This window comes from Pseudomonas sp. ICMP22404, assembly GCF_006227205.1.
Lineage (GTDB): Bacteria > Pseudomonadota > Gammaproteobacteria > Pseudomonadales > Pseudomonadaceae > Aquipseudomonas.
Genome location: NZ_VCNG01000010.1, coordinates 93,326 through 109,921, shown reverse-complemented (window position 1 = coordinate 109,921; position 16,596 = coordinate 93,326). Strand labels below are relative to the sequence as shown.

At 53.9% G+C, this 16,596-nt stretch carries 16 protein-coding genes and 1 pseudogene; 10 read left to right on the top strand and 7 right to left on the bottom strand.

From position 1 onward, the window contains the following. Positions 1 to 97 precede the first annotated feature (97 nt). Both FGE05_RS18165 and FGE05_RS18160 read left to right on the top strand, forming a co-directional pair. On the top strand, positions 98 to 2,092 hold the full coding sequence (locus FGE05_RS18165) for a nucleoside-diphosphate sugar epimerase/dehydratase (RefSeq protein WP_139647082.1): 1,995 nt from the start codon (positions 98 to 100) through the stop codon (positions 2,090 to 2,092). 113 nt (positions 2,093 to 2,205) lie between these two features. After that, a complete protein-coding gene (locus FGE05_RS18160; protein WP_139647080.1) occupies positions 2,206 to 2,538 on the top strand; it encodes a helix-hairpin-helix domain-containing protein in 333 nt (110 codons plus the stop codon). Positions 2,539 to 2,812: 274 nt separating this feature from the next. On the opposite strand, the gene rffA is transcribed toward FGE05_RS18160, so the two are convergent. The 6 genes from rffA to FGE05_RS18130 all read right to left on the bottom strand — a co-directional run bounded on the left by rffA (position 2,813) and on the right by FGE05_RS18130 (position 8,106). After that, positions 2,813 to 3,952, bottom strand: coding sequence for a dTDP-4-amino-4,6-dideoxygalactose transaminase (gene rffA / locus FGE05_RS18155; RefSeq protein ID WP_139647078.1), 1,140 nt, complete (start codon positions 3,950 to 3,952; stop codon positions 2,813 to 2,815). 80 nt (positions 3,953 to 4,032) lie between these two features. After that, the gene (locus FGE05_RS18150; protein WP_139647076.1) at positions 4,033 to 4,998 is read right to left on the bottom strand and encodes a lysylphosphatidylglycerol synthase transmembrane domain-containing protein; all 966 of its coding nucleotides are present in this window, start codon (positions 4,996 to 4,998) and stop codon (positions 4,033 to 4,035) included. Between the two features lie 125 nt (positions 4,999 to 5,123). Further along, entirely contained in the window at positions 5,124 to 5,366 is a 243-nt protein-coding gene (locus FGE05_RS29885) for an acyl carrier protein (RefSeq protein ID WP_176563019.1), read from the bottom strand. Positions 5,367 to 5,630: 264 nt separating this feature from the next. Beyond that, positions 5,631 to 6,260, bottom strand: a complete 630-nt coding sequence (locus FGE05_RS18140; RefSeq protein ID WP_139647072.1) for a hypothetical protein — start codon at positions 6,258 to 6,260, stop codon at positions 5,631 to 5,633. Further along, positions 6,257 to 7,153 (bottom strand): DapH/DapD/GlmU-related protein, encoded by an 897-nt coding sequence (locus FGE05_RS18135; RefSeq protein WP_139647070.1) that lies wholly within the window; start codon positions 7,151 to 7,153, stop codon positions 6,257 to 6,259. The genes FGE05_RS18140 and FGE05_RS18135 overlap by 4 nt, the downstream gene beginning before the upstream one ends. A 2-nt stretch (positions 7,154 to 7,155) precedes the next feature. Then, entirely contained in the window at positions 7,156 to 8,106 is a 951-nt protein-coding gene (locus tag FGE05_RS18130; RefSeq protein WP_176563018.1) for a glycosyltransferase family 2 protein, read from the bottom strand. A 290-nt stretch (positions 8,107 to 8,396) separates the two neighbouring features. Here FGE05_RS18130 and FGE05_RS30140 point away from each other — a divergent pair, with 290 nt between their 5' ends. From FGE05_RS30140 to FGE05_RS18115, 4 genes and pseudogenes are all read left to right on the top strand, one after another. Continuing rightward, on the top strand, positions 8,397 to 8,540 hold the full coding sequence (locus FGE05_RS30140) for a hypothetical protein (protein WP_257225675.1): 144 nt from the start codon (positions 8,397 to 8,399) through the stop codon (positions 8,538 to 8,540). 8 nt (positions 8,541 to 8,548) lie between these two features. Beyond that, a pseudogene (locus tag FGE05_RS30135) lies at positions 8,549 to 8,797 on the top strand (transposase); the annotation flags it as partial. 140 nt (positions 8,798 to 8,937) lie between these two features. Continuing rightward, positions 8,938 to 10,581 (top strand): hypothetical protein, encoded by a 1,644-nt coding sequence (locus FGE05_RS18120; RefSeq protein WP_257225674.1) that lies wholly within the window; start codon positions 8,938 to 8,940, stop codon positions 10,579 to 10,581. Positions 10,582 to 10,680: 99 nt separating this feature from the next. Beyond that, positions 10,681 to 11,532, top strand: coding sequence for a DUF1989 domain-containing protein (locus FGE05_RS18115; RefSeq protein ID WP_139647064.1), 852 nt, complete (start codon positions 10,681 to 10,683; stop codon positions 11,530 to 11,532). Positions 11,533 to 11,611: 79 nt separating this feature from the next. Here the strand turns inward: FGE05_RS18115 and FGE05_RS18110 are convergent, their stop codons facing one another. Continuing rightward, positions 11,612 to 11,779 carry a DUF2897 family protein gene (locus tag FGE05_RS18110; protein WP_003183831.1) on the bottom strand — a complete coding sequence of 56 codons (168 nt, stop codon included), beginning with the start codon at positions 11,777 to 11,779 and terminating at the stop codon, positions 11,612 to 11,614. Positions 11,780 to 12,036: 257 nt separating this feature from the next. Between FGE05_RS18110 and kdpF the strand changes: the two genes are divergently transcribed. The 4 genes from kdpF to kdpC are packed head-to-tail and all read left to right on the top strand — an operon-like array spanning position 12,037 to position 16,491. Further along, complete coding sequence (kdpF, locus tag FGE05_RS18105) at positions 12,037 to 12,126, top strand: K(+)-transporting ATPase subunit F (RefSeq protein WP_003218754.1); 90 nt, start codon at positions 12,037 to 12,039, stop codon at positions 12,124 to 12,126. Between the two features lie 8 nt (positions 12,127 to 12,134). Next, on the top strand, positions 12,135 to 13,829 hold the full coding sequence (gene kdpA / locus FGE05_RS18100; RefSeq protein ID WP_139647062.1) for a potassium-transporting ATPase subunit KdpA: 1,695 nt from the start codon (positions 12,135 to 12,137) through the stop codon (positions 13,827 to 13,829). A gap of 10 nt (positions 13,830 to 13,839) precedes the next feature. Continuing rightward, positions 13,840 to 15,891, top strand: coding sequence for a potassium-transporting ATPase subunit KdpB (gene kdpB / locus FGE05_RS18095; RefSeq protein WP_139647060.1), 2,052 nt, complete (start codon positions 13,840 to 13,842; stop codon positions 15,889 to 15,891). Between the two features lie 54 nt (positions 15,892 to 15,945). Then, positions 15,946 to 16,491 carry a potassium-transporting ATPase subunit KdpC gene (gene kdpC, locus FGE05_RS18090; protein ID WP_139647058.1) on the top strand — a complete coding sequence of 182 codons (546 nt, stop codon included), beginning with the start codon at positions 15,946 to 15,948 and terminating at the stop codon, positions 16,489 to 16,491. The last annotated feature ends 105 nt before the right edge of the window (positions 16,492 to 16,596 follow it).

Here is a 16,596-nt window from a genome sequence, read left to right as displayed (position 1 = left end):
TGTGCTAATCAGGATTCATGGCGTGACGGGTACGCTAGGAAAAGTATGCTCGTGACAGATAATCAATAGGGGCGTTTTCGAGGTGTTCGACAGGTTTATGGATAAGTTACGCACATTTTTGCTGGGCCTGCCACGTCGTCATAAACGGCTTATTCAAGTGTCCACTGACGTCGTTCTGGTATGGGTCGCATTGTGGCTTTCCTTTTTGGTTCGCCTTGGCCTTGATGATATGGTCAATCCGCTTGTCGCTCATACTTGGTTGTTTCTGAGCGCTCCGGTAGTTGCCATCCCTCTGTTTATACGCTTTGGTATGTATCGTGCGGTAATGCGCTATTTTGGTAATGACGCGCTTGTCGCCATTATTAAAGCCGTGACCCTTTCATCATTGGTTCTGGGCTTGGTCCTATATTGGTATAGCAATCATCAGAATATCGTGCCGCGGTCCATAATTTTTAATTATTGGTGGCTGAGTTTAATAATGATTGGCGGATTGCGGCTGGCCATGCGTCAATATTTTCTGGGGGATTGGTTCGCCGCCGCGCAACATGTGCCGTTCGCTAACCGGGATGACGGACTGCCAAGAGTTGCAATCTTCGGTGCGGGAGCTGCAGGAAATCAGTTAGTTGCAGCATTACGAATGGGGCGTGTCATGCGTCCTGTCGCGTTCATTGATGATGACAGCAGTATTGCTGATCGAGTTATTTCTGGACTGCAAGTTTACAAGCCCAAACACATAGAACAGATGATTGAAGAGACAGGCGCGCAAGAAATATTGCTCGCGATACCCTCCGCCACACGGGGGCGTCGGCGGGAGATACTTGGTTTTTTGGAAGGGTTTCCCCTTCATGTCCGTAGTGTTCCTGGCTTCATGAACCTCGCCAGCGGTCGTGTTAAAGTTGATGATATTCAGGAAGTTGATATAGCAGACCTGCTGGGCCGAGATGCGGTGCCGGCGTTAAGGAGTTTATTGCAGCGCTGCATCACAGATCAGTCGGTATTAGTTACTGGTGCCGGTGGCTCAATCGGTTCCGAACTATGCCGGCAGATATTACTATTGAATCCGAAGACGCTTATTCTTTTTGAGCATAGCGAATTTAATCTTTACAGTATTCTTTCGGAGTTAGAGCAGCGTGTCGAACGTGAGTCGCTGAATGTTCGCCTATTTCCTATCCTCGGATCTGTGCGAAATCAGGAAAAGCTGCTGGATGTGATGAAAACGTGGAAGGTGAATACGGTTTACCACGCAGCCGCCTATAAACACGTCCCTATGGTCGAGCATAATATCGCGGAAGGGGTGTTGAATAACGTAATTGGAACGTTATATACGGCTCAAGCCGCGTTGCAGGCAGGGGTCGAAAATTTTGTCCTGATATCCACTGATAAGGCTGTGCGCCCTACGAATGTAATGGGCAGTACCAAACGGCTGGCCGAGTTGACTCTACAAGCACTTAGTTGCGAAAAGGCGCCAGTGTTGTTTGGCGATAGAACTTGTGTCTCCAGAGTCAACAAAACCCGCTTCACTATGGTCAGGTTCGGCAACGTATTGGGGTCGTCCGGCTCGGTTATTCCTCTTTTCCATAAGCAGATCAAATCTGGCGGCCCATTGACGGTCACTCACCCAAAAATCACTCGCTATTTCATGACGATTCCTGAGGCTTCTCAGCTTGTCATCCAGGCCGGATCAATGGGGCAGGGAGGAGATGTTTTTGTTCTCGATATGGGCGAGCCGGTAAAAATAGTGGAACTGGCGGAAAAGATGATTCATCTGTCGGGGCTAAGTGTACGATCTGAAAAAAATCCTCATGGAGATATCGCTATCCAGTTCACAGGGCTTCGCCCAGGTGAGAAGCTATATGAGGAGTTGTTGATTGGGGATAACGTCGAGGCGACACAACACCCAATGATCATGAGGGCCACGGAAAACTACCTTTCATGGGATGTGCTCAAGGTAAAGCTGGAGGAATTGCTGACGGCTATCGATCAATACGATTACGCTCGAGTCCGTCAACTCTTGCGAGATACAGTCAGTGGCTATGCTCCTGAGGGTGAAATCGTGGACTGGATTTATCAACAACGCCGCGTCGAACCCTGATTGTTACACAGATTGTAACGTACGTATTTTTGACAGCGCCCCATTCTCGCCTAGGTTTAGGAAGCAGCTTCGGAGAGCTGCTACTTTCTTAACGATGTCATGGAGCTTCATTAATGCGTACAAGCTATTTCTCCTCCTTGGTTTTTGCCCTTCTGACCAGCGCTTCAATAGCTGTTATCGCCGCACCGGCCGCCAATCCGGAAGCTGTGTCGTCACCGCTAGTCACACAAGCGGCAGCGTCTGTTCCCGGGACAATCGATCTTAACAGTGCTGACGCCGCGACCCTGCAACGAGAGCTTGCGGGGGTTGGCAAGGCGAAGGCTGACGCGATTGTTGCTTATCGCGAAAGTAATGGACCGTTTTCATCGGTAGAAGAGTTGCTTGAGGTTAAAGGAATTGGCAAGGCCATTGTAGACAGGAATCGCGATAAGCTGGAGGTGAATTGAGATACAACTGCCCTAGCGAAAAAAGCCGGTCTTGACGACCGGCTTTTTTGCATGTCGGCCCAACGTAGGCGCGATCTTGGTAAGCGCTCCATGAACCCCACTTTTACAGCTACGCTGTGACCTCGACTGCTGTACTCCCCATTTCTTTCCAGGGCCAGTCTGATGGCTCGGCGTTCAACAGGATGAGGTCATTGCGTTTCTCCTGACCTCAATCTATCTATTCTGTCTTCGTACCTTTGCGATTGCAGAAAAGCCACACGGCGCGTGGCGCTCTTCAGGAAACCGCGTGTTCTAGTGAGTCGACGATGCCCGTCAACTGCTCCTTGGTCAGCCCCATCCACAGCGGTAGGCGGATCAAGCGTTCCGATAGGCTGTCAGTATTTGTCATCGTGCCATGGCTGCGTCCGTAACGAACTCCTGCTGGTGAGGAGTGCAACGGCACGTAGTGGAACACCGAGTAAATATTGTCGTGCTTAAGCTTATCAATCGTGCGTTGACGGTCGATGCCGGGAGCAAGCAAAACATAATACATGTGCGCATTGTGCGTGCAATTTGCCGGAATGATCGGGCGACGTAACGCGCCTAACGATTCGAGTCCTTCGAGTGCTTGGTGATAGTAGTTCCAGCTATCCAGGCGGTTTTGTGTAATCGACTGTGCTTCTTCCAACTGTGCCCAAAGAAAAGCAGCGGTCAACTCACCTGGTAGATACGAGGAGCCAACCTCTTGCCAGGTGTACTTGTCAACCTCACCCCTGAAAAAGCGACTTCGGTCCGTACCTTTCTCTCGGATGATCTCCGCGCGTAACGACATGGACGGATCATTAACCAATAGCGCGCCTCCTTCACCGGAAATCACGTTCTTGGTTTCATGGAAGCTGTATGCCCCTAAGTCCCCGATACTGCCTAGGGCCCTTCCCTTATATGAGGACATGACTCCCTGCGCGGCATCTTCGACCACGTGAAGACCATGCCGACGGGCGATCTCCATTATCGTGTCCATTTCACACGCGACTCCGGCGTAGTGAACCGCAACGATTGCCTTGGTGCGAGGTGTAATCGCGGCTTCAATCAACCTTTCGTCCAAATTTAAAGTGTCTTCTCTGATATCCACAAACACTGGTACCCCGCCGCGCAACACAAACGCGTTAGCGGTGGATACAAATGTGTAGGACGGCATGATGACTTCATCCCCAGGCTGGATATTCAGCAACAGCGCTGACATTTCCAAGGCTGCGGTGCATGAGTGCGTTAAAAGCACTTTTTTGCTGGAACTGTAATGTTCCAGCCACTGATGGCAACGTCGAGTAAAAGGGCCATCGCCAGAGAGCTTGTTGAGGAACTTTGCTTCCGCGATATAATAAAGTTCCTTTCCTGTCATGTAAGGGCGATTAAAGGGGATTTTAGATTCGCTCACTGCATGTCTCCCGGTGATAGTTCTCTCCAACAGACCGATTTAAGAAACGGATACGATCTGAGATTCATTAATCTGTTTCGCTAATTTACTGTATTTTTGAGACGACTTTCCCGAACAGTATCCAATATGTAAATGATTCCACCGAGAGCGGATGGGATCAGCGCCATAATTGCGTAATTTGCTAGCGAGGCGCCTACAGCAATATTTGCAGGTACCCCCAGTAGGCTATAGAAATACACAAAAAAACCCTCCCGCACCCCAAGGCCACCTATGGTTATAGGGATCATGGTCAGGATCGCGATAACAGGATAGAGCGCAAAATGTTGTACGAAGGGAATATCATAGCCATACGATCGAAATACTAGATACACCACTGATATCAAAGAAATCTGATAGCAAAAAATATAAAGTAACGATGATCTAAGTGCTCGCCGATAGGGGAAGTTCACCATGCTTGCATGGAGATTCTGTATATACCTTAGTAAGCGAGAAAGGGTTGCGTTTTTAATGGTGAAGTGATTATAAAGTCTATAGATTTTTTTGCTGATGAGGAAAAGTTGGGCGCCTACCGCTAGACTACTGATGGTACCGACGGTAATGATGAGTGAAGTAGATTCCTTGGATACAGGCAAGAAAGGTAGGGCTGAAAGAGTACAGGCACATAACACCAAAAGCCCCATCATGCGTTCAATGATTACCGTGCTGCCCGCCAAACCCTGCTTATTTGGATGACGGCGTTCGATGTGAAATATACGAAAAGCATCGCCTCCTTGAGTCGATGGAAAAATCAAGCCTTGGAATTGAGACATCAAACTTATTTTCCACAGCGTTGCAAATTTTTCATCTATTGAGTTAAGGCGTAAAAATACTTTCCAGCGGTTAGCGGAAAAAAATGAGCTTAGGGTTATTGGGATGCAAGCCGCCAGAAGAAAATAATGCCACTCTGTAATATCGCCGATTAGTGCAGTTAGTTTAAGGTCGAACGTCTGCACCAGAAACACACCGAGAAGAACGGCGATAGACATTTTAAATAGCATCACAGGCATATAGGCTGCTCAAAGTTGAGGGGCGAAACTAACACTGCGCTGAGACATGGGGTGAATATCCTGTCGCGTTTGAATACAGCGTAAGGTGAGGGGTACATATTTGTTCCTCCCTTACACGGTAATGACTATTGCAGTTCTTGTTTTGACTCTATGTAGTGGGTCAGATCATTTATGCTGAGAAGACTCTCGATGTCCGAGTCAGGTATCTGAATCTCATAATAATCTTGGATAGCTAGCATAATAGTGAATATGTCCATAGAATCAATCCCCTGATCGGCCAAGTTAATGTTATCGCGCAGCATCGAGGCGTCAGCTACAATATTCGTTTTGGCAATAATTTCGATGATTTTTTCTTTTGTCTTGGACATAGGTAGTATTTCCTCAGGAATCGTAGTCACCCCGGTGGTGCGCTTGTACTGCTCGGGGTTGGTTGGAATTACTAGCGGTAGACGAGATTGTCTGCGGCAATTGAATTCAACGATGGAGATTTTGCCACAATCCATACGGCACAGGGTGCTCCTTGTTGCTATCTGCAGAATGACACAACCCATGGAGGCGAAAGAGCCACGGGGCCTGCGTCATAGGCTTGCCAAGGTGGTCCTGATCCAATCTCATATGCCGGTCGGAAAAAGCTACTCGACGTTGAGGGCACTGAAGTAGATTGTCCCGATGTGCTCTGCGTTGAGCTGAATGTTGCTGCGGGTCAATCGAGTCCCGAGCGTTTGCTCCAGTGTCAGCTCTGCCCCGCTCAAGTCATGGTTCAACGGCCATTTGGGGCTTTCCCAGCGACAGAAAACCCACTGGCTATTGGTGGGCAGGCGCAGTTCTTTGAGATGTAACACCTTGTTTAGGGCTATCAGCACTTCTATCGAAGAAAAGCCTTCTGGCATGCTCGTCAGGCTAATCGAATGCTTAGCATTGGAGTATTGGCTGTTGCTTTCTATCAGTGACTCGTCATAGGCGCGTCGATCTTCGGCAAATCCTTCGGCTTCAGTCAATTTACCCTCATGTTCAACACCATCGAGGTGAAAGGTGAAGCTAGCGATAGCTTTACCCGCTGGTGCCTGGAGAGTGGATTTTGGCCACCAATAACAATTGAGCAAATGGCTAGTCATTGCGCCTATTTTGAAATCGAGCTTTTCGACTCGTGCGTGCGGCGTGTTATCCATAATGGATTGCATCGTGGCGTTGAGCATGTCGGTGCCATGGACATAAGTCCGTTTGCCCTTGAAACCCAATGAGAGTTCAATGGAGTGCATCACTTCAATCTCCCCAGATGGGCCGTCATGTTCGCCCTATGATTGATAGCGAAGTTTCCGGACACAACGCTATGTGGTGCGATGTCGCTGATAACCACCGAGCCCATTTTTATTTGTACCGCATCCCCTATCACCAAACCCTGGGCGATGGAGCAGGAGGCACCGACCCATACACCTGCTCCCAAGCGGGAGCGCCCGGCGACCACGGTGTTGCCAGAGACCACGCAGTTTTTTCCAATCACCGCGCCGTGACCAATATTGGTCATGATGCCAATCTGACAATTATCGTGGATGGTGGTCGGTTGCTGGAATAAAGAACGTGCAATCACCGCGCCAGCGAGTACTTGACAGCCCGACCCGATGCGTACTCCACCCTGATGCTTGACCATCATCAGTGTTCCGTCGGCGTTGCGCAGGGTGATGAGGCCCTCAGCGCCCACTACGGCATTCGAACCGATGAAAACGTTGTCTCCGATCTCGACAGGGCCTTCGATGACAACGTTTGCTGAAACTTCGACATTGTTACCCAGCTTGGCCAACGGCGAAATGATCGCGCTAGGGTGCACGGTACAGTTTTCACCAATGGTGGGTGCTGATTCAGCCTCGCGTGTAGTTTCTTCAACCAAACGATTATATAGGTGAAAAAAGGTAGTGCGAGGATCGGCGCAGAATACAATTGATTTTTCTGTTGCCAATACTTCATCTTTTAAATTTTCAGGACAGAGGATGCAGGCCACATTGGGCATGCTCAGTGCTTTATATAGATAGTGAAAGTTCTGACAATACACCAGTGCGCCTGGTGCTTGGGCTTCAATTTCGTCGAGGTGCGTGAAGGTACCACTGTTTAAAACCTGCTCAGCAGGGAAATAATCCATGACGCGGTAGGCAGATGTCATTGTTATTCTACGTGCTCTTCAATAATTGGAAACTGACCAAGATCAGTTGCGTTTTCGACCAATCTTCCGAGGTATTCGCCTTGCACGCCCAAGGCCAGAAGAATGTTGCCAGCGAGGAATGAGACCAGGATCGCCAGTGAGGCCCAGCCGGGTACCACATGGTCAGTCAGAAGGGTTCGAAGCAAAACAAAAACAGCAAACAGAATGCTCGATGCACTGACTAAAAAGCCCCAGATCACGACATACCGTAGGGGGAGGAGTGAGTAATTGACGATAAGGAACGATAGCGTTTGGAACATCTTGCCAAGAGTATAGGTACTCGGACCGCCATCGGCCCGGGACGCGTGGCGAATAGTCACATTAGCCATCATGCTTACTGGCACGGAGTTGAACAGCATCGCGGCGACATGCGGGTGTGAACCTTGATATCGGGCGAGTTGCTTTGCCACTTGTTGGCTCATCGCTCTATAACTCGAGAGGCCGAAACTGGTCGGCTTGCCAAGTATCTTGCTAATCAGTTTTTGGTTGAGGCGAGATGCCAAATTACGCCAGGCGCTGTGCTGTTTTTCAGCCTTGGGAATCTTTCCAATGACGACATGCGAACCAGCTTGAAGTAGGTCAATGAACAAGGGAAGATCTTCAGGGAAGCACTGTAGGTCATCATCGATAGTAACGACAAAGCGTTTGCGCGCATAGGTGATGCCGCAAAGCGTAGCATGTTGTTGCCCTTTGTTCTTCGCGAAGCGAACAATCTTGATTCTGGGATCTTTTTCGTGAAGTGTCAGAGCGGCGCACCAGGTCTGATCCGGACTCGCATCATCGATTAGAATTATTTCCCAATCGTTGCAAATCTGATCGAGTGTGGCGCTTGCCCGTGCGTAAAACTCCGGAAGTGTACTTGCGCTTTTATAAACGGGTACAACTAAGCTAACTGAAACGGTTTTATCAATCACCTGGAGCCTCGCCCTGACCATTGGATTTTGTACGATGATAGGTCGCTTCGGTTATAAAGACGGAAATTTTAGACGATGGGGCAGCAGGTGTCACTGCTTGTGAGCGTTGGCCCCGTTTCTGTGCAATACCGACAAATTTTGCCGCCGCAATCAATGTATCCCTGCCGGGGATTTCCAAGGAACGGCAGCCTCCTCCTCAGGCGGTCGTGATCAACCCTCTCGACGCGATGAGGAAGAAGCTTTTTTCGAATGTTCGATGGAAGGTGCGCATTGGCCGGCGGTGATGTGACGTGGAGCTCGTCAGGGAAGCTCTGGAAAAGACTTTCTCGCTTGGCAAAATCCCCGAACATCAGACGCCGAGTTTTTTCGATGAGGAAAAAATGACCTTTGCCAAAGCCGAGCACGCTGGCAAGCGCAAGCAGACCAGCTGGTGAGCGAAGCTCTTGGCGTGATGAATGGCTATTGGAGACCGTGGTTTGTCGTCGCGTCAAGACATCATCATTGACGGAACGCGGAATCATGCGCCCAGTTCCACGAGGAACAAAGATGGGGAACGCGACCCAAAGAGGCACCAAACCAGGCAGGGTAGCCAGTACTATGTCGGAGCCAAAGCTCACTCGTGGCCGACGACGAGTCAGGCTTGGTGCTCAGCGTGGTGAACACAGTGGCCAATGTCGCAGGCATCACTAAGACCGCCCCTTGAGGAGAAAGATTCTTGGTGGGTAGTTTGCAGTGTAGGATTAAGCGTAGAGTTCGAGCTATCGTTGCTGCAGGTTATGGGTTTTATTGGCCAAGATAGGGCTTCGTTGGTATTTAAATAGGTGTGAGCGAATGAGAGCTGTTGTAGGTAAGGTAGTCCCTGTTGTTGTTTTGGTGTTATTTTTTGGAACTCTGCTAAGTGGTTTTTTTCTTCCGGTTTACTCCGATGAAGTAATGACTAAGTTTAGAATTGCCAGACTCTTCCTGGAGGGAGGGGATGCGGTTACTCTTTATCCGCAATGCACCACTACGGCGGGGCGGGCAGTTTCATGGATATTTTATCCCGCCGGTGTGGTGTTATCGGGATTATATGCCCACCTTGGCCCTATGGGGCTGAGAGTGAGCGGAATTTTCTTATCACTGGTTTGGTTTGCTCTGCTTGCTTATTGGTGCCTGAAACAGACGTGTGATTCGGAGGGTGCTCTTCAACGTTTCGCTGGGTTGGTTGCAGTAGCTTCATTAGGTGTTCTGCCCTATCTGTGGGTTATGGCACGTCCTGAACAGTTGTTGATGCTGACGATTTTGATGCTTTGTTCATTAGCGCTTTTTTCCAGGTCACCGAGGTCTACGAGTGCCCAGGCTGCGATGGCCCTGGGGTTGGCGTTATTGCTCTCAATTTTTTTCTATTCCCACCCGAAAAGCATGTTCTATATGCCGTTCGCGCTCACGGCTGTATGGTTGGCAACTGCGACGTATCATAAGGTGGTTCGCTATGGTCTACTGTTATTTGGAGTGGTTCTATGTGTTAAGCTCTTTCAATATTTCAGTGCGTTGGCGGAGTGTCAGGATGCACCGAGTATTCAAAAAATGTTGGCGGCGAACACTTTGTTGCCCAGCATGTTGTTCTCCTCGCCCATTGCGTTTGTTAGCGCCGCCTATAACAACTTGATCAGCTTTCCCGGTCGGATGTTGGCGCATTTGATTTTCAGTGCTAATTTTCAATCAGGCTGGCTGCCTCCTATAGCTGATGGCGTTAAATCCCTACCCTATATTAATCTAGCCATTTATTACTCTCTGTATGCATTCGTAATAGGAACTCATATTCTCGGTATCTGGGTGTTTTTGTTGCACTTGGTTCGCCGGCAAGCGTGTGGCCCTGTCGTGCTTGCACTTCTCCTGATCGGCGCGGATGTAATCAACGCTTTTTTTTACAACCTGCAAAATTTTTATGCGGGCCTACAATTCGTGCCGGCGTCCATCATCGTCGCTGCTTTGTTGATGCATTCCAGACATCCAGCGAAGCTAGGTAATACACCCGCGCTATTTGCTTATTCGTTATTGATGGTGTTGTCAGTAGTCTCGATGACTACGCTGCTGATCCTCGTGACCCCCGCCGTAGTACGCAATTCCTCCTCCGCCCAATCGAGCTTGCCCGGGCAGCCACTTTCGATTCCGGTGTTGGGCGTTCGGGACCATTTGGACTCGATCAGAAGATTGGGGGAATCGTGTGGCATCCCTGCTAGATCGGCGGAGAACGTCGTCGTGGATCACATGACGTATTTTGCCTTTTTAAACGACAAGAAACCGATCCACGTGCTCTACGTATCTGAGTATGGCTATGGGGGCGATTTAAGTAATGGCAGGCTGTTGCCATTTCTAAAAGGGTTGAATAGCCCGGGCCTGATTACGCGCTGCGAATGGGTGCCAAGTCAATTCCGACCGGTGCAGAAGAAGGGCGAGATGGATTACTGTTGTGTAAATTTCGGGAATATCTGAGCAGTATATCGGTTCTCTGCGCCCCGGAGACGGGACGCGGGCAAAGCTATCTTAAGAGAACGCTACTCGCCCAACCGTTGGATATGAGGGTCAAATGCCATGTACAAAGACTACCCAGCCGCCTACCAAGTCAGCAAAGGCTCGGCCCTGCAGGTGGACAAGCCCTTCTACGACCGCATCCGCGCCGAGCAGGACAAACGCACACTGATCAAGCAGTTCGAGGTGCCGATCCGCACCGGTCGTGCCTGGCATGTGCCGGCCGGCCACGTGTTTCGCGTCACCACCCCGGTAGGTCCGCAAGTAGGCGATTTCAACGTTTGGAACGCTCACGATCCGCGGGAGCGCTTGTGGGCGGCGCGCACTCGGCAGCTGCAAGGTGCTCATGTCAGCACTCATGACCGGCTCTGGTCGAACCTGCCTTTTTTGAGACCCCTGGTGACCATCACCGATGACAGCTTGGCCGGCTACGGCATCGACGAGCATGGCGGGCGGCTACACGATTTGCTGGGAACCCGTTGTGACCCCTACGTGAACAGGATGCTGACCGGTGAGGATTTCCATCATCACTGTCATTCGAACCTGACCCGTGCGGTATTGCCTCACGGTCTTACGGAGTTCGACGTGCACGATGTGCTGAATATTTTCCAGTGCACCGGGCTCAACCATGACGACATGTACTTCATGAAGGCCTGTCCGGCGCAGAAGGGCGACTACCTGGAGTTTTTTGCCGAGATCGATCTGCTATGCGCCTTATCCACCTGCCCTGGCGGTGACCTGTCGTTGGCGATGTGGGGGCCGGATGCTCAGGATCCGCTCAGCGTCTGTCGTCCGCTGGGCGTGGAGATCTATCGGTTGGAAGATGCGTTACTCGAAGGCTGGAGCCAGCCCGAACGGGCTGCGTACAAGGGGCTGCATGGCTTGCAGATTGCCAAGGCGGATTGGGAGAAATAACACTTCCTTTGTGGCGAGGGGCGGTGCGACGTTTCGCTAAATCCCCTCGCCACAAAAAAGCGGTGCGCAGCTCAAGCCATCAACGATCCTTGGCCTCCTTCGCATCCATCTCTGCATTCCTCTCGGCCACGCGCTTGCGTTGCTCATCAGTCAGTTCGACCTTGTTGGCGGTGTCGCGCAGCATCATCAGGCCTCCGACGATCGAGCCGATTGCAACGATCAAAATCAGCCAGGCATACCAGGGCATAGGATTCTCCTTGAGGGCGGGCCAGTGGGCGTCGTTCACCCAATCCGCCACACCTACCACTTATGAGCGAAGGTTGCTCGCAGTGGTTCAATACTACCCCTGTTCTACCGGATGTAGCTCATGACGCGGCCAGTAGGCCATCGTTCATTTTTACGAATTCTTTATTCCTCGACCCCACCCTCGATCTCGTTCCTTTACAGCCTCCCTGCCGACAATCACTCCACACGCGGCACGACGCCGCACCACGGAGAAATCCCATGAGTGTCCTGGACGGGGTGTCATTGCTGCTGGCAGTGGCGCTGTTCATTTATCTGCTGGTTGCGCTGTTGCGCGCAGACCGGAACTAGGAGCGGTTATGCACGGTTATGACTACGGGCTGATCATTGCCTTTTTCGCGCTGGTACTGATCCCGGCTCCATTTCTCGGGCGGTTCTTTTACAAGGTCATGGAGGGGCAGCGCACCTGGCTTTCCCCGGTTCTCGGGCCGCTGGAGCGAGGCTGCTATCGGTTGTCGGGGGTGGATCCGCAGGTCGAGCAGACCTGGCAGAAATACACCCTGGCCTTGCTCGCCTTCAATCTGGCGGGTTTCGTGTTGCTGTTCGCAATTCTCCTGTTGCAAGGGCACTTGCCGCTCAACACCGAGCAACTGCCCGGCATGGAATGGACCCAGGCCTTCAATACGGCCGTCAGTTTCATGACCAACACCAACTGGCAGTCCTACAGCGGTGAAGCGTCCTTGAGCTACCTGAGCCAGATGATTGGCCTCACCGTGCAGAATTTTGTCAGCGCCGCCACCGGCCTGGCTGTGCTGGTGGCGCTGTGTCGCGGGATCGGGCGTAAATCGGCCAGGACCCTCGGCAATTTCTGGGTCGACATGACCCGGGCCACCCTCTACGGACTCTTGCCGTTGTGTCTGTTACTGGCCTTGTTCCTGGTGTGGCAGGGCGTGCCGCAGACGTTTGCGCACTATGTGCACGGCGTGACGATGCAAGGGGCCGACCAGGTGATCCCGCTGGGTCCGGCTGCCAGCCAGATTGCGATCAAGCAATTGGGCACCAACGGCGGCGGTTTCTTCGGCGTCAACTCGGCGCATCCGTTCGAGAACCCGACGGCCTGGAGCAACTTGTTCGAGCTCGCTTCGATCATCCTGATTCCCGCCGCGCTGGTGTTCATGTTCGGCCACTACGTCAAGGATCTGCGGCAGAGTCGGGCGATCATCGCCTGCATGCTCGCGCTTTTCTTGATCGGCGGCGCGACTTCGTTGTGGGCCGAATATCAACCCAATCCGGCATTGGCCGATGCGGCCGTGGAGCAGACCGCGCCGCTGGAAGGCAAGGAGGCGCGTTTCGGCACCACCGCCTCGGTGTTGTGGTCGGTGACCACCACGGCGGCGTCCAACGGCTCGGTCAACGCCATGCATGACAGCCTCAACCCCCTCAGCGGCATGGTCGCGCTGGTGAACATGATGGTCGGCGAAGTAATTTTCGGTGGCGTTGGGGCCGGGCTCTACGGGATGTTGCTGAATGTGCTGATCGCGGTGTTCCTGGCCGGTTTGATGATCGGCCGGACCCCGGAATACCTGGGCAAGAAACTGGGCGCCCGGGAAGTGCAACTGCTGGTGGTAACTCTGCTGGTGATGCCTGTGAGCGTGCTGGTGCTGGGCGCCGTCGCCGCAAGCCTGCCCGGGCCTGGCGCTGCGGTGAGCAACCCTGGCGCTCATGGTTTCAGCCAGTTGCTGTACGCCTACACGTCGGCGGGGGCCAACAACGGTTCGGCATTTGCTGGATTTGGCGCCAACACGGCGTTCCATAACCTGATGCTGGGGCTGGGCATGTTGATCGGCCGTTTCGGCTACATCCTGCCGGTGCTGGCGTTGGCCGGCAGCCTGGCGCTGAAGAAAACCGCCCCGATTGGCCAGAACAGTTTCCCGACCCACGGCCCGCTGTTCGTGACCTTGCTGACCGTGACCATTTTGCTGGTGGGCGGCCTGACCTTTCTGCCGACCCTGGCCCTGGGCCCGATTGCCGAACACCTGAGCATGGGCTTCTGAGGATCCGATGATGAATATGCCCGCACCCCAAGCGGTTACCACCCAGGCACCGCAAGCTAAAACCGCCATCTCCGCCCTCTGGCGGCCGGCGTTGATACAAGCTTTCGTCAAACTCGATCCGCGCCAGTTGCACCGTGCACCGGTGATGCTGGTGGTGGAGCTGACGGCAGTACTCACCACTGTGCTGTGTTTCATCCCCGACAGTGCCGTGCCGACGTTCGTTGCCGCGCAGATCGCGCTCTGGCTTTGGTTCACCGTGCTGTTCGCCAATTTCGCCGAGGCCCTGGCCGAAGGGCGCGGCAAGGCCCGGGCCGACAGCCTCAAGGCTGGCAGCGAAGGCCTGAGCGCACGTCGCCGGACTGTCAATGGGTTTGAAGTCGTCCCCGCTACCCGATTGCGCACGGACGATGTGGTGCGCGTCGAGGCAGGGGAGATGATTCCGGGCGACGGCGAGGTGATCGAAGGCATTGCTGCGGTCAACGAGGCGGCGATCACTGGTGAGTCTGCACCGGTCATTCGTGAATCCGGCGGTGATCGTTCGGCGGTCACCGGCAACACGCGGTTGGTCTCCGACTGGTTGCTGGTGCGCATTACCAGCAACCCCGGCGAGTCGACCCTGGACCGCATGATCGCCCTTGTCGAAGGCGCCAAGCGGCAGAAGACGCCGAACGAGGTGGCGCTGGACATCTTGTTGATTGGCCTGACCCTGATCTTCCTGTTGGTGGTGGTGACGCTGCAACCGTTCGCCCACTTCGCCAACGGCAGCCTGCCACTGGTGTTCCTGGTGGCGCTGCTGGTCACGTTGATTCCCACCACCATCGGCGGGTTGCTGTCGGCCATCGGCATCGCCGGGATGGATCGGCTGGTGCGCCTGAACGTGATCGCCAAATCCGGTCGCGCGGTGGAAGCGGCGGGGGATGTGCACGTGCTGATGCTGGACAAGACCGGCACCATCACGTTCGGCAATCGTCGTTGTGCAGCGGTTCATGCCGCCCCTGGTGTGAGCATCAAGGCGCTGGCTGAAGGCGCGTTGTTGGCGTCGTTGGCGGACGACACGGCGGAAGGCAAGTCCATTGTGGAATACCTGCGGGCTCTGCATCCGCAGCCCGAGCCTGCCTTGCAATCGCTGACGGCGGTACCGTTCAGCGCTGAAACCCGTTTGTCCGGTGTCGATCATCAGGGGCGGGTATACCGCAAGGGGGCAGTGGATTCGCTGCTGGGTTTTATTGGCCTGCCGCGCAGCCAGTTGCCGTCGATGCTTGCCCAAGAGGTCGACAAGATCGCCCAGAGCGGCGGCACGCCCTTATTGGTGTGCGTGGACGGCAAGCTGCTGGGCGCCATCCATCTCAAGGATGTGGTCAAGCCGGGTATCCGCGAGCGTTTCGCCGAGCTGCGCAAGCTGGGGATTCGTACTGTGATGGTCACTGGCGACAACCCGTTGACCGCCGCCGCGATTGCCGCCGAAGCGGGCGTCGACGACGTGCTGGCCGAGGCCACGCCGGAGAAAAAGCTGGCGCGTATTCGCCATGAGCAGAATGACGGTCGGCTGGTCGCCATGTGCGGCGATGGCGCCAACGACGCTCCGGCCCTGGCCCAGGCCGATGTCGGCATGGCGATGAACGACGGCACGCAAGCGGCGCGGGAGGCGGCCAACATGGTCGACCTCGACAGCGATCCGACCAAGTTGCTGGACGTGGTGCAGATCGGCAAGGAACTACTGGTCACCCGTGGGGCACTGACCACCTTTTCCATCGCCAATGACGTCGCCAAATACTTCGCGATCCTGCCGGCACTGTTCGCTTCGATTTATCCACAGCTCGGCGTGTTGAACGTGATGCACCTGAGCAGCCCGCAGAGCGCCATTCTCTCGGCCATTGTGTTCAACGCGCTGATCATCGTGGTGCTGATCCCCTTGGCCCTGCGCGGCGTGCGGGTGCAGGCGGCGAGCGCGGCGGCGCTACTGCGGCGCAACCTGTTGATCTACGGCTTGGGCGGGATCGTGGTGCCGTTCGTGGGGATCAAGGCGATCGATATGTTGTTGACGGCATTGGGGCTGGTTTGAGCCCGTTACTGCTGTCTGCTCGCCACAGATGTGTTTTCAACTGAGGATTTTGGAATGTTCAGATTAGTTCGCCCGGCCTTGAGCCTGCTACTCCTGATGACGTTGATCACCGGGGTCGCCTACCCGCTGCTGGTTACGGGCGTGGCGCAAATCGCCTTTCCCGTCCAGGCCAACGGCAGCCTCGTCGAGGGGGCCGACGGCAAAGTGCGCGGCTCACTGCTGATCGCCCAGGATTTCCAGGGGGATGCCTGGTTCCATCCACGTCCCTCGGCCGGCACCTTCGCCACGGTTGCCAGCGGCGCCAGCAACCTTTCCCCGAGCAATCCGGCCCTGGCCACGCGGATAATCGATGATGCCCACACGCTTTTGGTGCCGGGCCAAGGGCCGGTGCCGCTGGCGCTGTTGACCACTTCCGGCAGCGGGCTGGATCCGCACTTGCCACCGGCGGCGATTGCCTATCAACTGGCGCGAGTCGCCGCGGCGCGCAACCTGCCGGTCTCGACCTTGCAGCAGTTGCTCGACACTCACATCGAGCAACCTCTGGTAGGGCCGCCGGTGGTGAATGTGCTGGCGTTGAACCTGGCGCTGGAAAAGCTGTAACCCCCTTTGTGGGAGCGAGCCTGCTCGCGATAGCGGTGTATCAGTCACACATCTGCAAGCTGATACATCGTCATCGCGAGCAGGCTCGCTCCCACAAGGATTCCA